The organism is Hymenobacter sediminicola (assembly GCF_014250515.1).
GTDB classification, from domain to species: Bacteria; Bacteroidota; Bacteroidia; order Cytophagales; family Hymenobacteraceae; genus Hymenobacter; species Hymenobacter sediminicola.
Map to the genome: position 1 here is coordinate 631977 of NZ_CP060202.1, position 23710 is coordinate 655686.

Sequence of the window (23710 nt, forward strand, 5' to 3'; positions counted from 1 at the left end):
ATAAAGAAAAGCATAGGTATTGCGAGCCACCAGGTAATGCCTCGTTATCCTTGCCCTACTGCCACTGCCATGTTCCAGGCCCTGCATTCCGACTCCATCACCCTGCACCTAATCAACGAAAACAACCTGTCGGAGGTGTACGCTCTCTTTCAGGGGTTTCCTGATTCGCAGGAGATGCTGGACGAGTTGTTCCGGAATTACCTGCCGCGCTACGAGCAGGGCCGGCGTACCAACTTCGGCTTCTACTCGCTGCTGGGCCAGGAGCTGGCCGGCATGACCCTGCTCACGGTAGACAGTTGGGAAGAGCGTACCGCTTCCACCGGCGCCGATGTATTCCGGCACATGCGGGGCCGGGGCGTGACGCCGCGCAGCAAGCCGCATCTGTTTTATCTGGCCTTCGAACTGTTGGGCCTCAACCGCGTTGCCACGGGCTGTCTATTGTCCAACATTTCCTCGCGGCGCTCCATCGAAAAGACGGCCGGCTTCCAGCTGGAAGGCATCATGCGCGAATCGGGCGTGAACGACGCGGGCGAATTTGAGGACGAATACCTCTACGCCATCCTGCGCCGCGACTGGCTGCGGCTCTACGATAAAACGCTGGTAACGGTGCTGGAGTAGCAGCTTGCAAACTGGGCAGCTGGCATAGCACAATGGCGGGCAGATGGTACTGACGTGCTAACCTCTAGCGCATTGGCTTCGTACCGGTAAGCTCCACCACTCTCTATTCCCATGCAAAAGTCCTTTCTAGTAGCCAGCGCCTTCGCCCTGAGTCTGGCCGCCTGCAGCCAGGAAAAAACCGCCGAAACCACCACCGCCCCAGTCACCACCGACGCCCCGGCTGCGCCGGCTGCTCCCGCCGATGCTACTTCGGGCGGCGTTGAGCGCGCCGAAACCGCCGCCCCAGCACCTGCTGCTGCCCCGTCGCTGGGTACCCAGCCCGGGCCTAAAGGCACCCAGATTTCCCTTACCAAAGCGCGCGTCATCGGGGACATCCTGACCGTGGAGCTTCAGGCTGCCCTGCCCGCAAATGCGGATGCCAACTATGAAACCGTGCGTGCTGACATCGACCAGGTATCCTACATCGACGATGCCACCTCGCGCAAGTACAACGTGCTCAAAGACCAATCGGGCATGTACATGGCGCTGCCCCTCGACTACAGCAAGAAAAGCGTGGCGACCGATGCACGCAAGACGGGCCCCGGCATCATGAGCTTCAAGTTCCCGGCTCCGCCGGCCACCAGCACCACTATTTCGCTGAGCCTGCCGGGCATGGGTTCCTTTGACGGCATCACCATTCAGCGATGAGCTGCGCCCTCCGTGTGGTAGGGCCGCTACTGCTGGCTCTGCTGGCCACCAGTTGCTCTGACCAGCAGTCCGCTACCACTGCTACAGGCCAACCTGATGCCGGCCAACCCCTGACGGGCACCGCCAACGCGCCCGTTGGCTCGTCGCCGCCCACCACGGCCACCGAAGCAACTCCCGCCAGTGCCTCCCGCCCCGACCAGGGCCAGAAGCTTACCGGCCAGGTCAGCGACCTGTCGGGCGCAGCCAGTGACCTGGGCGGCAAGATGACCGACATGGGTCTGGTCATCAACTTCGATACCGACGTGCTGTTCGACTTCGACAAAGCCGACATCAAGCCCGGCGCTACGCCCACCCTGGAAAAGCTGGCGGAGGTGGTGAAGCAGTACACCAAGAGTCGCGTCGTCATCAATGGCTACACCGATGCCAAAGGCGACGACACCTACAACCGTACCCTCTCGCAGCGTCGCGCACAGGCCATTGCCGACTGGCTCACGCAGCACCAGGCTGGCGCGGCAGGTCAGCTGCAGGTACAGGGCTTCGGCGAAGCCAACCCCGTGGCCCCCAACACCAAACCCGACGGCTCCGACAACCCGGAAGGCCGTCAGCAAAACCGCCGCGTAGAGGTTATCATTTCCTAGCAGTACTTCTGCCGCCCAGACCTGCATGGCCACAAGCCGGCTGGTCTGGGCGTCTATTTTGACGCTTCTATCTTGAACAGTTCTGTCGCGCGTACCGGCTCGTTGGTGCGTGTAATACCTTCTGCCACCACCCGGAACGAACCGGACCTGGTAGCACTACCAAACGAGACGGTAGCTACCCCGCTGGCATCGGTTTGCACGCTAGGATTCCAGTACAGCGTAGCACCCGAGCGAACGGCCGGGGTGGCATTGGCCTCGGCATTGGGAGCAGGAGTATAAAACTCGCGTACGCGCTGCAGGCGGGGTGGGGCATACATCGGAGCCAGTACTGTAGGAGCAGGCTCTTCTCCTGGCCGATAGTTGGGGTTGCCATGCTTGGTAAGGAAAGCAATGGCACCCGAAGCTCCCCGCTCCCCAAAAATGGCGGCCGACCCAGGTTTCAGCACCTCAATAGCCTCGATATCCACCACGGGTATTGAGTTAATCATGTTGATGTCCGTCGGGATGCCATCAAGCAGAAACAGGGGTGTTGCAGTCGGCATGGTGGGCGCATCGCTGACCATGGGCCGGTTGCGGGAGTTGGTGCTTTGCTGCATAGCTGGTGCCATCTGGGTCTGGCTGGAACTGCTTTTGCCGCGCATCGTTATCCGTACGTTGTCCTGGTTGGCAACTACAGTGAGGCCCGCCACGCGCCCCTGCAGCACCTGCACTACATCTTTGTAGCTGCCGATTCCGGCAATGTCCTTGGTCAGAATGGTAGCATCGGGCCGGCCGTAGATGCGGCGGTTATCTGGCCGGGTAGCCTGCGGAGCACGGTCCTGCACGACCACCTCGTTCAGCAGGATGTTTTTATCGCGCATGCTCACGGTGTTGCGGCCACCCACAGTCTGGAACTTCAGCGCCGAGCTGTCGGCGGCCCATGGCCACAGTGCCGCGCCCGAAGCTGCAATGGCAGGCAGTTTGTCGTCCAGCACCAGTTGCGGATGCTTGACGCTCTTGGTCGGCAGCGCCACCACCCGCACCGCCGCCGAATCCTGCCCCGAAAAGCCGGAGAACGTGAAGCGGCCTTCCGCGTCCGTCAGGGTCTGATACGATTTGGAAGGGCGGAAGCTGGTGAGCACAACGGCAGCCTCGGCAAGTGGCTCCATGCGCTTGCCCAGCACCTGCCCGCTCATGCTCAGGCTTTGCTCACGGGCATAAGGCATCGGGCTCCACTGGTCGGCTAGCAGCGCCTTCCACACAAAACGGCGCCACCCTTGGGTGAGCAGCAAATCGTCGAGGGCGCGGGTAGTAGTGGGAGTTGTAGTCGCGAAATAATAGCCAGGCTGCTCTACAACACCCTGCAGGTCAGAAGTCAGGAGCAGGCTGCTCCGAATATCGGTGGCGTTGCGTAGCTGCGACGTACCAGCAACGTCCGTAACGGCCAGCGAGAAGCTGCCTGCCAAGGGCTTGCCGGCTGCATCCTGAGCGGCTACACGCAGCGTTACGCTTTCCTGGGGACCGTAGGTTTTCTTGGTGGGCTGCACTGTGAGGCGGGCGCCGGTACCGGGGGCACTGAAGGCCAGCCGCTCACAGCAGGCCACCTGCTGCCCATCGAACACAGTAAAATGCAGAATGCCGGCCGGCAGCTGGCTTTTGGGTACCAATACGGTCAGGGGTGCGGCAGTGCTCACCTCGGCCTGCGCGGCATGAGCCAGCGTGTCGCGCACGTGCGCCACCAACGCAATCCGTTCCGTAGGTGCTTCGCCGGCAGCAGCCTTGCGCCGGATTACTACCTGAAACGCATCAGCTTTCTCCTGCACCTGCAGCGTGAATCCGGCAGGTTGGGCAGCCGGCAACTCGTAGGTGGCCTCCTGGCCGCTGGGGTAGCGCACCTTAGCAGAGTACCGGTGGCCAGCAGTGGGCTGCAGCTCAAAACGGCCCATGCCTAGGTGATGAGTGCGGAGCTGGCTCACCACAGTACCTTTCTCGTCCTGCACGGTGCCGTTCACGCTGATGCCGCGCCCATCGGGGCCGGTGGCTTTGAAGGCAACTACGCTTGGTAAGCCGGCTATCAGTTCGCCACCTTCCGGGAAGAACTGAACCTGAGCACCGGCAGACGTTTTTTCCGGCTGCTTGGGGGCAGAACCAGCCGCCGATGCCAATATGGGGAGTGTCCGGGTGAAGAAATAATCGGGTGTGTTGCGCATCCAGTTGGTGTAGGCCCGCACAGTGTACACGCCCTCGGGGAGGTTGCCGGGCAGGGAGTAGCTGCCTGGGGCTCCACCGGCCTGTACAGCCAGCGTCTGGTGCACTAGCAGCCTCTGGTCGGGCCCAATCAGATCCACATACAGCACCTGACTTACGCTGTCGGCCTGCTGAGGTGCCTCAGCCACTACATAGCCTTTGAACCAGAGCGTTTCACCGGCATTATAGACGTCTTTATCAAACTGCAGGTATACTTTTTCAGGACTCGTAAGCGTGTAAAAGCGCTTCAGCTGCGCCGCTATGCGCTGGGTAAACTCATCAGCTGGTGCAGTAAAAGAGACAAGAACGGCTAACGTCGCCGCAGCCCACAACGGGCGCCGATAGTTCATAGGACAGGAGTTAGGAAGGGATAGACAGACACAAGTATACAGGTATTGCCAGAGAGTTTGTGGGCGGTATTCATGGTCCGTTTAGCCAGCCTGATTTGCCGGTTGTCGGGCTGGTGAGCTACCCGCCTGAATCGTCAGAATACTACTTAGTTAAGGGGCTGCTAGAGTCTATTGATTGTGCTATATAGTATTCAGTATCAAGCTCATCGGTATGATGGAAATGCCAAAACCTTGTACCCATTAAGATGCGTCACTTGCCAACGCGCCGCCGAAAGGTGCGTATGAGAAGACATCATTCGTCTTTATCCAATCCTGATTCCATGAAAAATTTCCTCGCCTTCGCCGCTGCTTTCGCCCTGAGCGTTACTGCTGCCTCTGCCCAGACTATGCCCCAAAGCACGCCTACGCCTAGCGGCAGCGTGAGCCCACAGTCGTCGCCACCGGCGCAGGCTCCGGGGTCGTTGGGCACGTTGCCTTCCAGCAACACCCAGCCTGCCAGCGAGCAGTCGACCCTGACACCCGGCAACAGCCAAGACACCCGCCGTACCAAGGAGATGAAAAAGCCGCGTGCCAAGAAGAAAATGAAGTCCACTTCTACCAGCGGTTCATCGTACTAGAGTCCTTCTGATTCTGACAACAAAGGGCTGCCTCCAAGCGAGGCAGCCCTTTTTGTTTTTGTGCGGAGCTGGTACTGCGGCCACGCTTCTCTACAGATACCACGCGCCGGCAGGAGCCAGCGCAACGCCCACGGCTGCGCCGACGGGTAAGTCTGTGGCGGCGGTTTTCGCCGTCACGCGGGTGCGCAGCAGCGCCACTTCCACTTCCGAATAGCTCCCGAAAAACCGTACTGCCCGCACCGTACCCGGCACAGCAGCCTCTGTGGATGCTGGCAACAGGCGCAAGCTTTCCGGCCGGATGAGCAGCGGCTTGCGGCGGGGCGCGAGACCCGCCAGCTCGGCAAACGCCGTAGCGGCTGCCCCACGCAGCAGGTTGTAGTCGCCAAAGAGGCCCGCCACATATTCATTCGTGGGCTGAGCATATACCTGCCGGGGCGGCCCTTGCTGCACCAGCTGGCCCTGTTGCAGCACCAGCAGCGTATCGGCCCAGGAAAGCGTGTCGGCTGGATCATGCGACACCAGAATGCAGGTCAGGCGCAGTTGCTCCCCGATGTCGTCAATTACGGTTTTCAGGAGCTGCTTGTGCCCCCGATCTAAGTTGGAAAACGGCTCGTCGAGCAGCAGCAGCTTCGGCGACGAAAGCAGCAGCCGGGCCAGCGCAATCCGCTGCCGCTCGCCACCCGAAACCTGGTCGGTACGGCGCTCCAGCAAATGGCCGATGCGGCACAACTCATATAGCTTCTGGCTTTCGGCGGCGGGCAGCTTGCTGGCGTAGCGCAGCACCTGCTCCACGCGCAGGGAGTGAGGCAGCTCGGAGTGCTGTGACAGATACGCTACGCCCGGATGCCCCGGCACCAGTACTTCTTGCGGGCCTTTCACGCGTTGGCCGTCAAACAGCACAGTTCCGGCTTGGGGCTGCGCCAGTCCGGCCACCACCTGCAGCAGCGTGCTTTTGCCGGCCCCCGTTTCGCCGGCTATGGCCAGCTTCTCAAACTCCCGCTGCTGAAAACTGATGTGCTGCAACGCGAAGTCCCCTCTTTCCTGCAACGATATTCCCGAAACGCGCAATAAGCTCATAAGTACCCGCTTGCTAACCTGTGGGCAACCTCTGCCCGCCCCGCAAAGCTACGCCGTTCAGCCCCGCACCCTACGGGGGCAGCTGTACGGTAGCTCAGGTTAGCGGCAGGCAATGGGCGGGGCCGGTGTGGTAGGCCAGGCGCTGGCAGGCAATTTCCACGCGTGCCACTTTCTGCTCATCAGTAGGGGCGGCGGCCACCCACGCCACCCAGGCTTGCTGGTCGGCGGCGGGCAGCTGCTGATAGGTGGCCAGGGCGGCTGGCACTTCGGCCAGGCATTCCGCAAAGTCCTCGGCCGATACCGAAAGTGGTGCATCCTCGTCGGCGCAGAGCAACAGTAGCTGCACCACGTCGCCGGCTTCCTTGCCGAGTTGCTTGCGGATGGCGGCGCGCACTGGCAGAAACAGCCGGCCCTTGCCCATCGACATCAGGTTGGCGTTGTAGAGCACGAAATCATCAATCTGCCCGCTCACCCGCAGCTGGTTGAACCACGACTTGGGGGCCGACACCGTGGCCGGCAGCGGCGCATACGTCCAGCCGCCTTTGCCGGAGAATTTCTCTAGTTTCACCTCGGCGTTGAAGAGTTCGATGGGCATAGGGCTGGCCGCCTGGCAGTTTAGCTACTGCAAATACAACAGAATTTGTGCAGCCTGCCACATGTCGCCGTTACCTTCTTCTGACAACCTGTTTTTCGTGAGGCCCGGCCCTCTTTAGCTGTTTCCCCTATGCTGTATCTGATGCGTCGAGTAGTGATAATAGGTGGCTTCTGGCTGACAACCCTAGGGGCTAGCTGGGCGCAGTCGGCGGCTGTGCCTCCGCTCAACCCCGCCCAGTGGACCGACGAGTTGCGCGCCTTTGCCCGCCAGGACAGCCTCACGCCGCCGCCTGCCCGGCCCATCCTGTTCTACGGCAGCTCCTCGGTGCGCAAATGGACAACGTTGCGCGAGGATTTGCCTGGCCGCCCGGCACTCAACCGCGGCTTCGGCGGCTCCCGCTTTCCCGACGCCCTGCACTTCTTCGATAAGCTGGTGGTGGCTTACAATCCGCGCCAAGTGGTGCTCTACGAGGGCGACAACGACATCAATGCCGGGGCCACGCCGCAGGAGGTGTTCCAATCGTTTCTGGCATTTGAGCAGCTGATGCAGCAGAAGCTGCCGAAGGTGCCGCTGACATTTCTGGCCATCAAGCCCAGTCCGTCGCGCTGGGCGCTCTACCCTCAGATGCAGGAAGCCAACCGCCTTATCCGGGAGTACGTGGCCGCGCACCCCAAGCGCCTGCGCTACCTCGATACCGCCACCCCGCTGCTCGGCCCCAACGGCCGCCCCCAGCCGCAGTTCTACGAGTCCGACAGCCTCCACCTAACCCCCGCCGGCTATGCGGTGTGGAAGCAGGTAGTAGGGAAGGTGCTGAAAAAGTAGCTGCCGGTGCGCGGCCTGCTGTGCTACAGCCGGCAGAGCGCCGATTCCAGTTGGCCACTGCGGAAAGCCGCCAGCACCCGGTAAGGCCGCGACGAACGGCTAAAGGCACAGGGTGAGCAGGGAGCCGGACGCTGGTTTTTTAGGAAGCGGATGGCCTTATCGTTCTGCACGTAGATTCGCTCATCGTTGGTGGTTTCCGGCTCCCCAGCGGGGCCACCGGTATAGGTTTCGTAGAAGAAGATAAGCTTCCCGGCCTGGTAATAATACTCGGAGACGGTAGACCCATCCCCCAGAAAGCCCCAGTTGATGAGGATTTTGACCACCTGGCCTTTCTCTGAGTAGAACGTCACCGTGCCATCTGTGTCGCAACGGAACGGCCGCTTTACGCTGTCCAGCGGGGCGGCGTTGATGCGGCTGAACTCGCGGCGAATGGCCAGCACGGCCGCTTCGTGTGTCAGGTCTGCCGCGGGGTGGGCCGTGCTGGGTGGAGTAGGGGAGTTGGCCGGTATCTTTGGTGCGGCGGGCTCTGGCGGGCGTTGCGGCAGGGCCTGGACTTGCTCCGTGGGTTGGTTGCCTTCCTGGCAGGCCGCTAACGCCAAGAAACAGCCCAGAAGTGAGGCTAGCAGTGAGGCGGAAACCGCGGGGCGCTTTTTCATCCTAATTAACTTTACGTGAAGTGTTTTCGGTGGGCAACCGACAACCTGTTCTCGGAGCCGCTTAACAAAAGCCATGAGGGTGCTGCCCCATTACGTTGCCGCCGGACACGCCCACGCCCGGCACATAAGCCGTCAGTTTATGCCTGACCCATAGGTATTCCGGCAGCCACGCCAGCCGCTTACTGTAACTGGCTCGGTAGTCACGAAACGGTAACTACTGCTTAGCCTTTGTTCACGTGCTGTATGATAGCCGGCAGGTTTTCAATGGGAGAGTACCAGCCATTCAGTTCGTTAAACCGCACCCCGTACACGCCTTGCGCAGCGAGAGCCAGCAGGTAGTCAATGGCCTTTTGCGTGTCAGTGGATATCACCAGCACGTTGCCGCTTTCATCGATAAACCCGCCGTTGGGGATAGTTCTGGCGTACTCCTGCGCCCGTTGCCTGTCCGTAAACAGGAATACCCAGGGCTTGCCATCCATAACCCCCACAAATGGTTTTCGGTCTTCGATATGTGCCGTTTGCCGCGTGATAAAATGCCATTGCGGCAAGCTGAGAGCCGCTTTCCACAAGGCGGAAAGGTCGTCAGTTCTTCCGGAACTTTTGGCTTGCGCTAAAAGCCGGTCAATATCCTCGTGGGCAGATGAGTCCATAGGTCCTTGTTAGAGTGCCATTAAAGCGCTTACTGCGGTTGACATACTACGTGTAGGGCCTTTAGTTGTGCGCACAGTTGCTTGGAGAGGATTAATGAAGTCAGAAAGTAGGGAATTAAAATGCCACAGCGGGAGAAACTTGCTGCAGACTTATCGGCACCAGTTTCAGCAGATACAGCGCATTGGCAATACAAGCGGGGGCACTGTAATTGGTATACAAGAACAGCGGCTTGTTCTGATAAGTGAAGGTGCTGCTGCTCAGGCCTGCTTTCGGCTTCTGTACGGAAAGCAAGGCTGTTTTCTTACCTGCTTTGTCAGGATAGGGAAGTGTAATGGCTGGCTGTTGCGCTAGTACAAACTCCCCGACCTTATGCAAGATATCTTTCCATGTTTTCAGCGCTACCACTGAGCCATCGGGTAGCCGTAGCTGTCTGGGTTTTTGGTTGGGTAAGTCAGGAAGCGTGTTGAGGTGAGTCAGCTCAATAAATTCTGTTTGCACAACTGCTTCTTTCGGTAGCTTTGGCTGCTTGGTAGCTTTGACAACAACCGGAGAAGCAACAGCTGCTTCCAGTGCTGAAGGCGTAGGGAGATTGATGCCATAACCACTCTGCGCGGCGTCCAGCCACTGGATTAAGTGCAAAGCGGCAGGAAGCAGGTCGTTTTCAGCCAAAGAGAAGGTAGTGGCTTCCGTGTTGCCTTTGTGCAGGTTGGAGTAGCAATGCCAGTGCAGGCCATCGGTGATGAATACGGTTTGCACTTTGAATCCCAACGCGTAGCCCAATACTTTGCTCACGTAGCCGTGTTTGTCGAGGCTGGCCCCGAGGCATTTTGCCTCTACTACCAGGCGCGGCTTGCCCTCCGAATCGTGTAGCAGATAATCTACGCGTAGCTCGCTGCCAATCGTTCGTTCCGGTTCCACCATCTGTACGTTGGCCGTATCCCAGCCCAGAGCGCGCAACACCGGGTCTATGAGGGCAGCACGCGTAGCTGCTTCGTTTTTGCGTAGTAAAGAAGCATTGGTTTCCGCACTGCTATAGACGGACTGCAAAACGGTATAAAGCGAAGCTAACGGACTCGTAAGGGACATCGGACAACGGTAAAATGGCGTAGCACAATGTTAAGAATTTGCGGGCTCCCAATAGCTGTTGTTGGGATACTGGTTCCGCCTGCTCTCATTACCCCGTACCTTCGCTACCCCAAACCGCAGCGGCAGGAAACCAAACCCCGGGCTGCAGCTGTTTACCCGTTCTATGGCCGACAACTCCGTTCTGCAACTGGCTGCCCCCGCGGCCGACCCCATTGACCAGCTCGATCCGCGCGAGTTTATCCTCATCAAAAACGCCCGCGTCCACAACCTCAAGAACCTGAGCGTGGCCTTGCCGCGCAACAAGTTCATCGTGGTAACGGGCCTGTCGGGCTCAGGCAAGTCGAGCCTTGCATTTGATACGCTGTACGCCGAGGGCCAGCGCATGTATGTGGAGAGCCTCAGCAGCTATGCCCGTCAGTTCCTGGGCCGCATGGACAAGCCCGACGTAGACTACATCCGGGGCATCTCGCCGGCCATTGCCATCGAGCAGAAGGTCAGCATCAAGAACAACCGCTCCACCGTGGGCACCAGCACCGAAATCTACGACTACCTGAAGCTGCTGTTTGCGCGGGTGGGCCGTACCTATTCGCCCGTAAGCGGGGAGCAGGTGAAGAAGGACAACGTGGCCGATGTGGTAGACTACCTCATGCAGCTGCCCGAAGGCACCCGCGTGATGCTACTCGCGCCCCTGCAGCCCGCCCAGGATGGCCGTCCCATGAGCAAGGAGCTGGACTTGCTGCTGCAGAAAGGCTACAGCCGCGTGGTAGTGAACGGTGAAACCGCCTTCATTGAGGAGTTGATTGCCGAGGGCCAGCCCGAAGTGAAGGGCGAGGTATACATCATGATTGACCGCGCCGCCATCATCCCCGGCGACGAGGACCTGACCTTCCGCCTCGCTGACTCGGTGCAGACTGCCTTTTTCGAGGGCCACGGCACCTGCCTCGTGAAGATGGACGACGAGACCCGCACCTTCTCCGACCGGTTTGAGTTGGACGAACTGGTGTTTGAGGAACCGAGCGTCAACTTTTTCTCTTTCAACAACCCGTACGGCGCCTGCCAGACCTGCGAAGGATTCGGCTCGGTGCTGGGTATTGACGAGGACCTGGTGATTCCGGATAAGAGCATGACCGTGTACGAGGGCGCCATTGCCCCCTGGCGCACCGACAAGCAGAGCGAGTGGCTCAAGCCGCTGCTGAAAAATGGCATCCGTTTCGATTTTCCCATTCACCGCCCCTACAACGAGCTGAGTGAAGCCGAGCGCACCTTGCTCTGGAAAGGCAACAAGTACTTCGATGGGCTGGACGACTACTTCAAGTGGGTAGCTACCCAAACCCACAAAATCCAGTACCGCGTGCTGCAAAGCCGCTACCGGGGCCGCACCACCTGCCCCGACTGCCGCGGTACGCGCCTGCGCAAAGACGCTCAGTATGTCAAGATTCAGGACCACAGCATCACCGACTTGGTGCTGCTGCCGGTGAGCCGGGCGCTGGAGTTTTTCCAGACCCTCAACCTGCCCACGCACGAAGCCAAAGTAGCGGAGCGCCTCGTAACGGAAGTCACCAACCGGCTGGAGTACCTGAACCGCGTGGGCTTGGGCTACCTCACGCTCAACCGCCTCAGCAGCACACTCTCGGGTGGCGAGAGCCAGCGCATTTCGCTGGCTACCTCGCTCGGTTCGGCGCTGGTAGGCTCCATGTACATTCTCGACGAGCCCTCTATTGGGTTGCACCCTAAAGACGCCGAACAGCTGATTGGTGTATTGCGCTCCTTGCAGCAACTCGGCAATACGGTCATTGTGGTGGAGCACGAGGACAAGATGATGGAGCAGGCCGACCAGATCATCGACATTGGGCCCGAGGCCGGCAGCGGAGGCGGCATTCTGCAGTTCCAAGGCACCTACGCCGAGGTGCTTAAGTCGGATACCTACACCGGCGAGTATCTGAGTGGCCGCCGCGAAGTAGCTGTACCCAAAACGCGCCGCCCCTGGCGCAATACCTTGGAGCTGACCGGTGCCCGTGAAAACAACCTCAAAAACGTGAGCGTCAAGTTTCCGCTGAACGTAATGACCGTGGTGACGGGCGTTTCGGGCTCCGGCAAAAGCACCTTGGTGAAGCGGATTCTGGCGCCGGCCCTGCTCAAGCAACTCGGCGGCGGCGCGGGCGAAGCCACCGGCAAGTTCGACCGCCTCACTGGCGTAAACGGCCAGGTAACGCACGTGGAGTTCGTAGACCAAAACCCCATTGGCAAGAGCAGCCGCTCCAACCCCGTAACGTATGTGAAGGCCTACGATGCCATCCGGAGCCTGTTTGCTGACCAGCCGCTGGCCAAAGCGCGCGGCTTCAAACCCTCGCACTTCTCCTTCAACATTGATGGGGGCCGCTGCGAAGTGTGCCAGGGTGAAGGCCAGGTAAAGATTGAAATGCAGTTCATGGCCGACATCTACCTGACCTGCGAAGCCTGCGAGGGCCGCAAGTTCAAGCAGGACGTGCTGGACGTGAAGTATCAGGACCTGGCCATCAACGATGTGCTCGACATGACCATTGAGGACAGCATCGAGTTCTTCAAGGGCCAGCCCAAAATCGTGGAGCGCCTCAAGCCGCTCGATGATGTGGGCCTGGGCTATATCCGGTTGGGACAGTCGGCTAACACGCTTTCCGGTGGCGAAGCCCAGCGCGTGAAGCTGGCCTCCTTCCTGACTAAGGGCAATACGCTGCAGAACGATAAAATTCTGTTCATTTTCGATGAGCCCAGCACCGGCCTGCACTTCCACGACATCAATAAGCTGATGACGGCCATGAACGCGCTGGTGGAGCAGGGCAACTCGGTGCTCATCATCGAGCACAACATGGACATCATTAAGTGTGCCGACTGGGTGATTGACCTTGGCCCCGAAGGCGGCCTGAACGGAGGACACTTGCTCTTTGAAGGCACCCCCGAGGACATGGTGAAGCTTAAGGACACCAACCACACGGCGCGTTTCCTGGCCGAGAAGCTGTAAGCTTTGTAGTTGTTAACAAGAAAAAACCCGGATGAAGCCATCCGGGTTTTTTTGCAGGAAACAATCGTGCGGTTGCCCGGCCATATGTCCAATGGGTCGGGCGTGCCAACATCTCCCGGAGCTGGCCCGTAGTAGGAAAACACAATTTCCACTATATGCCTTCGAGCCACACTCCCCGTCCTGCCACCGGATACAGCCGCATCTGGCGCTGGCTGGCTGCCATTAGCGTATTCGGCAACATCATCCTGAATTACTATTCCAATGCGTTTCCCTTCAACGGGCAGAGCATGGGCGACGTATCGGCCAAATACCCCACGCTGCTCACGCCGGCTGGCTATGCTTTCAGCATCTGGGGACTAATTTTTCTGAGTCTGGCTGTCTACTCAGTGTGGCAGCTGCTGCCGGCCCAGCGCACCACCGGGCTGCCCGATGCCGTAGCCAAACCACTCACACTGGCCAGCATTGCCACGGCTTCCTGGGTCGTGCTGTTTGCGTATGAGCTGATTATTCCGAGCGTCGTAACCATGCTCCTGATTCTGGGGGCACTGATTGTTGCGTACGGGCGGGCGCGGCGGCGCACCATCGACCACAAAGCGCCCCGCTGGGCCAGCCTGCCGTTTGGGCTTTATCTGGGCTGGATTTCGGTGGCTTCTACCATCAATATCACAATTGGACTGCGGCAACTGGGCTGGCAGCCGGGCGAAAATGTACTGGTACTCCTGACGCTGGCGTTGCTGGCGGTAGTGGTAGTAGTAGCGCTACTGCTCAGCCGGCAGTTTCAGGAGGAAACCGTGGCGCTGGTGGTAGCATGGGCGTTGGTAGCCATTTGGGTAGCCCGCCGCGCTGAGTATCCGGAGTTGGCCTGGGCCGCACTGGCCGGTGCTGTGCTGGCAGTGTTGGGCAGCTTCGTGCTGGCTTCGCGGCGGCGGCGCCGTAGCCTTGGCGTGTGAATTGTCCGTATTTTGCGGCCCATCCATTCCCCACTCTACCTTTCTCATTATGCGTAAGAACATCGTTGCCGGCAACTGGAAGATGAACATGACCCTCCAGGACGGCTTGGCGCTGGTATCGGAAATCACCAACATGGTGCAGGACGAAGTAACCGGCTCCGATGTGCAGGTCGTCATCTGCCCGCCGTTCCCATTTCTGTCGGCCATTGGCAAGCAACTGCCTGAGGGCGGCCGAATTCATCTGGGCGCGCAGAACTGCCACCAGAAGGAAAGCGGCGCCTTCACCGGCGAGGTGTCGGCCAAGATGTTGCAGTCGGTGGGAGCGGAGTACGTGATTCTGGGCCATTCGGAGCGCCGCCAGTACTTCCGCGAAGACAACGAGCTGCTGAGCCAGAAGCTGAAAGCCGCGCTGGCAGCCGGCCTCAAACCGATTTTCTGCGTGGGTGAAAGCCTGGAAACCCGTGAAGCCGACGATACTTTCAGTTTCATCAGCCAGCAGTTGAAAGAAGGCCTGTTTCACCTGTCCAATGAAGAGTTCGACGAGGTGGTAGTGGCCTATGAGCCTATCTGGGCCATCGGAACGGGCAAAACAGCCACCAGTGCCCAGGCGCAGGAGGTGCACGCCTTTATCCGGGAGCAGATTGCCGGTGCCTACGACGCTGAAGCGGCGTTGAATACTACCATTCTATACGGCGGCTCGGCCAATGCCCAGAACGCCCGGGAGCTGTTCAGCCAGCCCGATGTAGACGGCGGGCTTATTGGCGGTGCCTCCCTCAAGTCCCGCGACTTCACGGAAATCATCAAGTCGTTCTAAGCCAGAACTAAGAAGTAAGAGTTTAGAACTTAGCGTAATGCTCCGGTGGTGTAGAGGCTACTTAGGCAGGTTCTTTGCAGTGAGCAGTTTTTCTGATTTCTAAGCTTTTGTATCCAGGTTCTCACCTTATGTTCTCGTCTCTTCTCCTTTCTAGTATGCTGGCCCTAAGTCCGGTGCAGCCCCAGCCGCGGGTGCCGTTTGTGGCGGTAGCGCCGGCCGGCTCGCTGGAACCGTGCCGTATCTATGGCTCAGTATATCTGGAGCGTGACCCGCGCCGCCGGGGCTTCTGCTTCGGAGCTGTGTATGAGGAGCCGGAAGAAGCCTTTGCCGATGTGCTTGTGTTTCCCGAATCGAACAAGCTCTTCGCCGATAAGGCCGGCCTGTGGTACCTCACCGATGCCCGCGACTTTGCCGACTACGTGCTGTTCGTGTCCGACAACCGCTCGTTGGCCGACTTTAGCATCCATTATACCAAGGTGCGCTCCTTCGCCGGCTGCCGGAAAAACTAGCCGTCCTACTACCACACAAAAAGAGGCCACTCCCAAACAGGAGTGGCCTCTTTTTGTGTGATTTAATTGGTCTAAAGCTTCACGAGTTCTACGCGGCGGTTTTGGGCCTTGCCTTCCTCAGTAGTGTTATCAGCTAAAGGCATAGTCTGGCCGAAGCCGGTGGCTTGCAACCGGCCTGCGGCAATGCCTGCCTGCGTGAGCGACGCTACCACGGCCCGTGCCCGCCCCTCAGAAAGCTGCTGATTGTGGGCTGGTGTGCCGGCATTGTCGGTGTGGCCCTGCACGCCCAGGCGCAGCGCCGGATTCTGCTGCAGCAGCGTCACGACTTCTGCCACTGTGGGTTCCGACTCAGGCAGGATGCTGGTTTTGTCGGTGTCGAAGTTGACGTAGAGCGTGACCCGGCCTGTGGATTCTAGTTTTTTTTTAGCTCGTCGGCGGGTATTACTGTGGCCTGCTGGGGCATGGCAGCCCGCTCGGTTACGGTCAGGTTGTAGTTTCCGTCGCTACCCAGGGCCGTTACCTGCGCCCACACCTCTTTGTCCTTCTGCCGAATAACGTAGGTGTCGGTTTCGTGGTCGGAGCTGACGCTCCATTTGCCGTGCTTATACACCTCGTCGTACCCCAGCTTGTCGATAACCTCGCGGGGAACCTTGACTGCCGAAACCTTCTTAGCACCCAGGTTCTGCAGCAGGGTTTCGTAGTTGCGGCGTATCATCAGTTCCGACGCTTTGTTCTGGCCGCTTTCGGGCCCAATCAGGCGCTGTGATACTTTCCCCTCAACTGGCACCAAGTTGCTGCCATCGTACACGTATGCGCGCTCAAACTCATATTCCTCGCTGTTGCTCGTGTTAACGGAGTAGTTCTTCAACACGCTCAGGTATGGAAACTGCCCCAGGCTGGCCGAGGTAACCGGCACGGTGTTGATATCGAAGCTCGCATCGGGGGTGGTGTTGGTGGCTGCTTCGGCAGGTGCGGGAGCTTCGGTTGTGGTGGTGGGCTCCGTAACTGTGGTAGAGGTTTCAGTGGTAGCCACCGTTTCTTCCGGTTTGTCTTTGGAGCCGCAAGAGGCCAGCATACCCAGCAGAGCGCAGGAAGCTACGAGGCGAATCGTTGTTTTCATCGAACAGTGGTTGGAAGGAAAGAATCTGATTTTCGCCTCAAAGGAAGTGATATTTATATAAAACAATACCTGCATGAAGAAGCCGTGTGCTTTGCCGCTGGCATTGGCGCACCCGGTTTTTCCTGCGACCTTTGCGGCCCGGTTCTGCCGGTTTCCTCCGAACTGTTTCTTTCTGACTATGGATTTTGTTGAAGTACGCGTACAGGCTCCCGCCGAGCTGTCCGATATTCTGGTAGCCGAGCTGGCTGAAGTAGGCTACGACACCTTCGAAGACAATGACGAAGGCTTCTGCGCCTACATTGATGAGGACAAGTTCTCGGCCGATGCTATTGCCGAGGTCATGAGCCGTTACGAAGGCCAGGGAGAGCTGACGTATGAGCACCGTGTGATTACGCGCCAGAATTGGAACTCCGAGTGGGAAAAGAACTTTCAGCCGCTCGTTATTGCCGATAAGGTGTCGGTACGGGCGCCATTCCACGAGGCTCGGCCCGACCTGCAGTATGAAATCGTCATTATGCCGCGCATGTCGTTTGGTACCGGCCACCACGATACCACGGCTCTGATGATTACCAACCAGCTCGATATCGACCACCAAGGCAAACGGGTGCTGGACATGGGCTGCGGCACCGGTATCCTGGCCGTTATGGCCGTGCATCTGGGCGCTAGCTACGTGCTGGCCGTGGATGTGGAGCCCTGGACCGCGGAAAATGCTGCCGACAACGCCGCCGAAAACAACGTGCAGGACAAAGTGGAAGCCCGCCTCGGCGACATCACGGCGCTGGAAGGTGAGGAGCCATTCGACATTATTCTGGCTAACATCAACCGCAATGTGCTACTCGAGGACATGGGCGCTTACGGCCAGTATCTGAAGCCAGGCTGCCCTATTCTGTTCTCCGGTTTCTATGAGGAGGACTTAGCCCTGATCCGCGCTGCCGCCGAAGCACAGGGACTGCGCTACGAAAGCCACCGCACCCAGAACCATTGGGTTTCGGCCATCTTCCGCCAGCCATAGAGAAAAATTGCTGCTCAACAAAAAAAGCCCGTTCAACTTAATTGAGCGGGCTTTTTTGTTGGATATATTGTTCGGCTTAGAGGCACAACGCCAGCCATTCCTCATCGGAGAGGCCGTAGTCAACGGGATTCTCATGCACTAAGGCCTTGCGGCTGAGTTTGGGCAGAATGTCGTGCGGAGGCACCAAGTAGTGGCGGGCTAGTCGGTCGAGGGCTGCTTTGCCGCGGCGCACGATGACGGTGCCGCATTCGGGCCGTACCTGCACCTCTGGGTCAACCAGCAGGAGCATATCCTTCCATTCTGAGACAGTAGCAGATGACTTGCCCAGCCGCTGCGTAATATCATCGCGCAAGGTCTGGACTGCGCGTAGCAGCGCGTTCGGGGCGAGGGCAGAAAGCCGGGAAGCAGCGTTGAGCATGAGACAAGAATACGGTGGGTGGTCTGCTATAAGGATACGCAGATGCAGTTTGGAAAGATACCCTTTTCGGCAGTGCGCGCCACTAGTTCACCAATAAATCTACAAAACCTTCACACGGCGCCTGTTTTGTTCGGTTTATACTTCAGGCAATGCAGGGGTAGTGGCAGCACTGAATTTTGGCACACAGCCGCCGTGATACGGTGAAGGTGTGATTGGATAGTATTTACCCTAAACTGGCTAAAACTACGAATACGCTCAGCCGGAGTGTATTGCCATGAGAATACCGTTCGTTTTACCGAAATTGTAGGCGACTAATCAGGTTCCGACGGAATTTTCTATGAAGCAATCCGCTTTCGGTTGGCTTTGCGCCATGGTGCTGACGCTCAGTGCGCCAGCGCTGGCCCAGCAGACCAAACCGCAACAACCAGCTAAAACGCAGCCTGCCGGCACACCGGCGCCGGTTGCCCGCTTTACCGGCAAACTATCCACTGACCCTGCCCAGTTTATGCAGGATGTGCAGTTGATGATGGCGGCTACTAATAACGCTGCCGCCAAAAATACAGCCGCTAAACTGCAGCAGCTATGGGCCAGTAACAAGCTCACCGCTACACAGCAGGGCAACATTGTGACTCTGTCGCAGCAGATGCTGACGCTGGGCTACAAGGCGCGCCCGCACTTGGAGGCCTTGTTTAATGCGGTGGTGGCAGGAGCTACAGTTCAGAACTTCTCCGACAAGCAGATGGACGAGTTTCTGGATGTGGCCACTAAGACCGTGCGCACCGATCCGGGCCCAGAAGCAGCCAAGTTTCTGAGCTCAGCCGCGCAGTTTCTCGATACCAAAGTCCTTTTCACTTCCCGCTACAACACGTTGCGGGTAATTGGCGGCACCTTCTCGTTTGCTTACAACGACCAGGACATGCCAAGCATGGCGCCGGCTGCAGCGCCGGTTGCGGCCCCGCCAGCCGCCGCCGTTGTAACGCAGCCACTCAATACTAAGCCCGGTGCCAAGACACCCGCTAAAAAGGCCGCGCCCAAAAAACGCAAGTCTGATGGCTGGGACTCTGCCGACCTATGGAGCAGCAGCGGCGGCAGCGGCTGGGGCGACAGCAACGACGGCTGGGGCACGCCGGCCAAGAAAACACCAGCTAAAACTACCCCTGCCAAAGCCGGGGCAACGCCTGCCGCCAAGGAGCCGGAACCGGCGCCTGCCTTCGAGCCAGCGCCCTATTTTGACAGCTACGTGGCGCCACCTACCCGTGGACCAGTTCTGGTGCTGAAGGATGCTGACCTGTTCATGTCGACCGGGGGCGACTCTATCACCATCAAGAAAACCAGCGGGGCCGTAGTGCCTCAGACCGGCAAGTTTGTGGGCTACGGCGGCCAGTATGGCTGGCAGGTAAACGGCAACCCCGCTACCGCCGACCTCACCACCTATGACTTCGACTTGAACAAAGCCGAATTCACGGCGGAGCCCGTAACGCTAACCTATCCGGCGGTGCTGGAAACGCCGGTAAAAGGTGCGCTTTCTTACAAGAGCCTAAAAAAGAAACCCGGTGCCGCCGACTCCGGCTACCCGCGTTTCATCTCCCTCACCAACGATGCCCGCGTCAAGAATATCGGCGAAAACATTCGCTACTACGGAGGCTTCTCGCTGGCCGGCAGCCGCGTGTTGTCGGCGGCGCTGGATGGCTCGTTGTCGCGCATTTTCGTGGATTTGGACGGCAAACCCAAGTTTCGGGCTTCGTCGCGGGCCTATGTGCTCGGCGACTCGCTGATTACCGCTGAGCGGGCTTCGGTTACTATTTTCGAGGACAAAATTGACTCGCTTACGCACCCTGGCGTGAAGCTGAAATACACGAAGAAAGGGCAGGTGCTGCAGTTGGCGCGCGAGGCGGGCCTCTACAAATCCACGCCTTATTTCGACAGCTACCACCAGATGGAAATTACGGCGGAGATGTTGAGTTGGCCTATTCGCACGCCCGACATCAACTTCTCCATGCTGACGGCCAAGAACCAGGTGACGGCCAATTTCGAATCGAAGGAGTTCTACACCAACACCCGCTACCAGCAGATTAAGTCCATCAATAAGCTGCATCCGCTGCAGATGGTAGTGGGCTACAGCGCCGAAAACGGTAACAAACGCCGCTTCACGGTGCAGGAAGTAGCTGACTTCCGCAAGCTGAAGCCCGAAAACGTGCGCTCTGCCGCCGCCGGCCTCGCCCGCGACGGATACGTGGACTGGAACCCCCAGACCCAGCAGATTACGCTGCGCCCTAAGGCTACGCACTACGTGAATTCAAGCCGCGGCAAGAAAGACTACGACCATATTGCCATCAAGAGCCTTTCGCCCTCGGGCAAGAACGCCACGCTCAACCTGAACACCAACGACCTGATTGTGCGGGGCGTGGACCGCTTCAACTTCTCCGACGACTCCGTAACGGTGTTCGTGAAGCCGGACTCCAGCATCATCCGCATCCAGAAAAACCGCGGCATCCTGTTCAACGGAACGGTAGTGGCCTCGTCGTTTGTGTTCAAGGGCAAGGAGTTCAAGTTCGACTACGACGGTTTCTTCATCGACCTGGCCCAGATTGACTCCATCATCGTGAAGGGCAAAGGCTCGAAAGGCTCCGTCATGAAGGCCCGCAAGGACACCGACTTTACGCTCACCAATAAGAAGAAGACCTCAACGGGCAAGCTCTATATCAACCACCCCAACAACAAGTCGGGGCGCAAGAAGCTGGGGGCTTATCCGTCGTTCGATGCCACTACCGGTGCCTACGTGTACTTTGATAAGCCCGAAGTGCTGGGCGGCGCTTACGATACCACAGTCTACTTTGACATTCCGCCTTTCAAACTCGACTCGCTCAACAACAAGAACCGTTCGGCAGTAGGCTTTAAAGGCACATTTGTGTCGGGCGGTATTGTGCCGGACCTGAAAACCAAGCTGGTTCTGCAGGACGATGGCTCATTGGGCTTCACCTACGACCTGCCCAAAGAAGGCGTGCCGGTATACGGCGGCAAAGGCAGGCTCTTCAACAAAGTGAAGATGAGCAACCGCGGTATCCAAGGCATCGGCGACATCAAGTACCTCACCAGCACGCTCAGCTCCGACCAGTTCATCTTCTACAAAGACTCCGTCGTGACGGTGGGCAAAGCAGGAACCATCCTGCCGGGGCCGCTCAATGGCACCGAGTTTACGAAGGTGACGCTACCGGCCGGCTACCAGATGAAGTGGGCCGTGAAGCAGGACTCGATGTACCTGAGCACCCAGCCGCAGGGTTTGGCTATGAAGATGTATGGCGACCAATACGGCTTCAAGGGCACGGCTACGCTCACGCCTGGTGGCCTCTACGGCGACGGTGGCGTAGATGGGCCGCAGTCCTTCATCCGCTCCACCCAGATTGCCTTCAAGCCCACCAGCTACACCGGCAAAAAATCCACGCTTAGCATCAAGTCGGCGGAGCCCAACAAGCCAGCCCTCACGGCCAATAACGTGGCTTTCTCCTATGACGTGAAGAATGGCAACACGTCCTTTGCCCGCGAAGAGGGTGACTCCAAGTCGAGCATCGACCTGCCGTATTCTGACTACAGAACCACGCTTTCGGGCGGTAAGTGGGACTTCAAGAAGAAGCTGGTGCAGCTGAAAGTAGCGCCCGGCGCCGACTCTACGCGGTCCTACTTCTACTCGACCAAGCCCGACCAGAAAGGCCTGAAGTTCCGGGCTGCTACCGGCCAGTACGACCTGACCCGCTACCGCCTCATTGCGGGTGGCGTGCCCCGCATTGCGGCCGCCGACGCTTGGATTGAGCCCGACTCAAACAAAGTGTACATCTTGGCCAACGCCCAAATGCGCACGTTCCAGAACGCCGGTATCGTGATGGATACGCTGGCCAAGTTCCACAACCTGTACAAGGGCGAAATTAAGGTGCTGTCGCGCACGGCTTTCACCGGCAACGCGCTGTATAGCTACAAAAACGCCTCCGCCGACTCCTTCGCCATTAAGTTCGCCAACTTCCAGGTCGACTCAACGGCTATGCTGGCGGGCGGGCCCAAAGGAGCCAAGAAGGGTGGGCTGCTGAAGAAAGGCAACGGCCTGGAGGATGCGCCACCTTCCCCGGCTACTATGGCCGTGGCCTCGATTGATGCCAAGGACAAGTTCCATCTGGCGCCACGCATTGCGTACCGGGGCGGCGTAAACATGAACTCCAAGCGGCGTGGCTTCATCTTCGATGGGCAGGGCCGCCTTGAGTTCAGCAAGGTGCCAACTGCCGCCGACTGGTTTGCGGTGCAGGATTCCATCGACCCCAAAGCCATCCGGTTGCGCATTCCGGACCCCGTAGCGCCGGCCCGCAACAAGGCCGACGAAGTGGGCGACGCCAGTGCGCTGTTCACGGGCCTGTTCATGTCGGAAGGCACGGGCAAAGTGTACCCGCTGTATGCTGGTCCTAAGCTCGATATCATCGACCGGAACCTGTTCCAGGTGGGCGGCTACTTGTCCTTCAACCAGAAAAAGGGCATTTACACCATTGCCAACCACGACCTTACCGACCCCAATATCTATGAAGGTTCGGTGCTGACATTCAACGATTCGACCGGCGGCCTCAGCTTCCGGGGTAAGCTCAACCTGATTAACTCCAACAAGGACTACGGTATCACGGCATCCGGGGTAGGCACGGCCAAGCCCGACAGCAACCGCTACGACCTGGATACTTTCATGGCCTTCGACATCAACATGCCGGAGAAAGCCGTGGAAGCTATGGGAGTTGACATGGCCACGAATACCAAAGGCTCACCGGAAGCCCTCAATGGCTCGCAGGAAGAGTATTACAAGCTGGGCGAGTTTCTAGGCAGCAAAGCCGTGCAGTCGTATTCGGAGCGGCGCGGCAAGTATGAGCCACTCCAGAAGATTTCGCCAAAGATGCTGCACACTGTGGTGCTCAACAAGGTGGATCTGCGCTGGAGCGAGAAGTTTAAGGCCTGGTACTCGGTGGGCAAAATTGGCCTCGTGAGCATTGGCAAAAAGGATTTGAACGTGCTCATCGACGGCCACATTGAAATCCATAAGGGCGACAACAACACCGACGAGGTGAACCTCTACCTCGAAGCCGAACCGCAGACCTGGTACTTTATGAAGTATTCGGGCACCGCTATGCTGGCGAAAGCCCAGCACGGCTCGTTCGATGAAATTATTGGGCGTGCCGCCAAGGGCGACTACAACACGGCCACGCAGTATGGCTTCTACCTCGGCGACGACCAGGAGGTGCAGCAGTATCTGGTGCGCTTCCGCCGCGATTACCTCAAGGAAGACCCCAAGAAGAAACGCGCCGCGCCGGTTTCGGCCGCCTCGCAGAGCACCGGCAACTTCGACTTCGACCAGGATGCCAGCAAGAAGAAAAAGAAGAAGGGCAACGAGCCTGCTTTCGATGCGGATGGCATGCCGATAGAGGAAGTGCCAGTGGATAAGAAAAAGAAGAACAAGAAGGAAACCGCCGCCGACCCGAACGACCCCTTCGGTGGGGGAGATGCTGGTGCTGCTCCGGCCGAGGCTCCTAAGAAAAAGGAGAAAAAAGCTGACCCCGTAGCCGACGAGCCGGCTCCGGCGGAGGATACCTCCAAAAAGAAAAAGGAGAAAGCCGCCGAGCCCGCGCCAACTCCCGCTAAACCGGCCGCTACTCCGGAGCCCGCCGCTACTGAGCCATCCATAGACCCCAAGCAGGCGAAGAAGGAAGAAGAGCGCAAAGCCAAGGAAGCCGAGAAGCTGAAAAAGGAGGAAGAGAAGAAGGCCAAGGAAGAAGAAAAGAAGAAAAAGGCCAACGAAAACGACCCCTTCGGCGGCTCCTAAGCCCCACCAAAAATACCCCGGCCA

20 protein-coding genes are annotated in these 23710 nt (G+C 58.7%); 11 read left to right on the forward strand and 9 right to left on the reverse strand.

Annotated elements, in window-relative coordinates:
- The first annotated feature begins 36 nt into the window (after positions 1-36).
- The 3 genes from H4317_RS02675 (at position 37) to H4317_RS02685 (ending at position 1943) form a co-directional block, all read left to right on the forward strand.
- Complete coding sequence (locus H4317_RS02675) at positions 37-618, forward strand: GNAT family N-acetyltransferase (RefSeq protein ID WP_260625790.1); 582 nt, start codon at positions 37-39, stop codon at positions 616-618.
- Between the two features lie 111 nt (positions 619-729).
- Entirely contained in the window at positions 730-1305 is a 576-nt protein-coding gene (locus H4317_RS02680; protein WP_185888653.1) for a hypothetical protein, read from the forward strand.
- Positions 1302-1943 carry an OmpA family protein gene (locus tag H4317_RS02685; protein WP_185888654.1) on the forward strand — a complete coding sequence of 214 codons (642 nt, stop codon included), beginning with the start codon at positions 1302-1304 and terminating at the stop codon, positions 1941-1943. The genes H4317_RS02680 and H4317_RS02685 overlap by 4 nt, the downstream gene beginning before the upstream one ends.
- Positions 1944-1996: 53 nt before the next feature.
- Here the strand turns inward: H4317_RS02685 and H4317_RS02690 are convergent, their stop codons facing one another.
- Positions 1997-4519, reverse strand: a complete 2523-nt coding sequence (locus H4317_RS02690) for an MG2 domain-containing protein (protein ID WP_185888655.1) — start codon at positions 4517-4519, stop codon at positions 1997-1999.
- A 320-nt stretch (positions 4520-4839) separates the two neighbouring features.
- Between H4317_RS02690 and H4317_RS02695 the strand changes: the two genes are divergently transcribed.
- Entirely contained in the window at positions 4840-5136 is a 297-nt protein-coding gene (locus tag H4317_RS02695; protein ID WP_185888656.1) for a hypothetical protein, read from the forward strand.
- Positions 5137-5226: 90 nt separating this feature from the next.
- Here H4317_RS02695 and H4317_RS02700 read toward each other — a convergent pair whose 3' ends face one another.
- Positions 5227-6213 carry an ATP-binding cassette domain-containing protein gene (locus H4317_RS02700; RefSeq protein ID WP_185888657.1) on the reverse strand — a complete coding sequence of 329 codons (987 nt, stop codon included), beginning with the start codon at positions 6211-6213 and terminating at the stop codon, positions 5227-5229.
- Positions 6214-6307: 94 nt separating this feature from the next.
- The gene (locus tag H4317_RS02705; protein ID WP_185888658.1) at positions 6308-6808 is read right to left on the reverse strand and encodes a DUF1905 domain-containing protein; all 501 of its coding nucleotides are present in this window, start codon (positions 6806-6808) and stop codon (positions 6308-6310) included.
- A gap of 129 nt (positions 6809-6937) precedes the next feature.
- Between H4317_RS02705 and H4317_RS02710 the strand changes: the two genes are divergently transcribed.
- Complete coding sequence (locus H4317_RS02710) at positions 6938-7630, forward strand: SGNH/GDSL hydrolase family protein (RefSeq protein ID WP_260625791.1); 693 nt, start codon at positions 6938-6940, stop codon at positions 7628-7630.
- A 23-nt stretch (positions 7631-7653) separates the two neighbouring features.
- On the opposite strand, the gene H4317_RS02715 is transcribed toward H4317_RS02710, so the two are convergent.
- From H4317_RS02715 to H4317_RS02725, 3 genes are all read right to left on the reverse strand, one after another.
- Positions 7654-8286 (reverse strand): hypothetical protein, encoded by a 633-nt coding sequence (locus H4317_RS02715; RefSeq protein WP_185888659.1) that lies wholly within the window; start codon positions 8284-8286, stop codon positions 7654-7656.
- A 221-nt stretch (positions 8287-8507) separates the two neighbouring features.
- Positions 8508-8936, reverse strand: a complete 429-nt coding sequence (locus H4317_RS02720; RefSeq protein ID WP_185888660.1) for a hypothetical protein — start codon at positions 8934-8936, stop codon at positions 8508-8510.
- Between the two features lie 115 nt (positions 8937-9051).
- Positions 9052-9984, reverse strand: coding sequence for a hypothetical protein (locus tag H4317_RS02725; protein WP_185888661.1), 933 nt, complete (start codon positions 9982-9984; stop codon positions 9052-9054).
- 202 nt (positions 9985-10186) lie between these two features.
- Here H4317_RS02725 and uvrA point away from each other — a divergent pair, with 202 nt between their 5' ends.
- The 4 genes from uvrA to H4317_RS02745 all read left to right on the forward strand — a co-directional run bounded on the left by uvrA (position 10187) and on the right by H4317_RS02745 (position 15294).
- Positions 10187-13021 (forward strand): excinuclease ABC subunit UvrA, encoded by a 2835-nt coding sequence (uvrA, locus tag H4317_RS02730; RefSeq protein ID WP_185888662.1) that lies wholly within the window; start codon positions 10187-10189, stop codon positions 13019-13021.
- A 155-nt stretch (positions 13022-13176) separates the two neighbouring features.
- A complete protein-coding gene (locus H4317_RS02735; RefSeq protein ID WP_185888663.1) occupies positions 13177-13971 on the forward strand; it encodes a TspO-related membrane protein in 795 nt (264 codons plus the stop codon).
- Between the two features lie 49 nt (positions 13972-14020).
- Positions 14021-14785, forward strand: coding sequence for a triose-phosphate isomerase (gene tpiA / locus H4317_RS02740; protein ID WP_185888664.1), 765 nt, complete (start codon positions 14021-14023; stop codon positions 14783-14785).
- 155 nt (positions 14786-14940) lie between these two features.
- Complete coding sequence (locus H4317_RS02745) at positions 14941-15294, forward strand: 7(1) septoil knot domain-containing protein (protein ID WP_221899180.1); 354 nt, start codon at positions 14941-14943, stop codon at positions 15292-15294.
- Between the two features lie 71 nt (positions 15295-15365).
- On the opposite strand, the gene H4317_RS02750 is transcribed toward H4317_RS02745, so the two are convergent.
- Both H4317_RS02750 and H4317_RS02755 read right to left on the reverse strand, forming a co-directional pair.
- Positions 15366-15629, reverse strand: a complete 264-nt coding sequence (locus H4317_RS02750; RefSeq protein ID WP_260625793.1) for an OmpA family protein — start codon at positions 15627-15629, stop codon at positions 15366-15368.
- 77 nt (positions 15630-15706) lie between these two features.
- Positions 15707-16414, reverse strand: a complete 708-nt coding sequence (locus tag H4317_RS02755) for a hypothetical protein (RefSeq protein ID WP_185888665.1) — start codon at positions 16412-16414, stop codon at positions 15707-15709.
- Between the two features lie 178 nt (positions 16415-16592).
- Here H4317_RS02755 and prmA point away from each other — a divergent pair, with 178 nt between their 5' ends.
- Entirely contained in the window at positions 16593-17426 is an 834-nt protein-coding gene (gene prmA, locus H4317_RS02760) for a 50S ribosomal protein L11 methyltransferase (protein ID WP_185888666.1), read from the forward strand.
- Positions 17427-17502: 76 nt separating this feature from the next.
- Here prmA and H4317_RS02765 read toward each other — a convergent pair whose 3' ends face one another.
- A complete protein-coding gene (locus H4317_RS02765; RefSeq protein WP_185888667.1) occupies positions 17503-17844 on the reverse strand; it encodes a hypothetical protein in 342 nt (113 codons plus the stop codon).
- A 337-nt stretch (positions 17845-18181) separates the two neighbouring features.
- Between H4317_RS02765 and H4317_RS02770 the strand changes: the two genes are divergently transcribed.
- Positions 18182-23686 (forward strand): hypothetical protein, encoded by a 5505-nt coding sequence (locus H4317_RS02770; protein WP_185888668.1) that lies wholly within the window; start codon positions 18182-18184, stop codon positions 23684-23686.
- Positions 23687-23710: the final 24 nt, after the last annotated feature.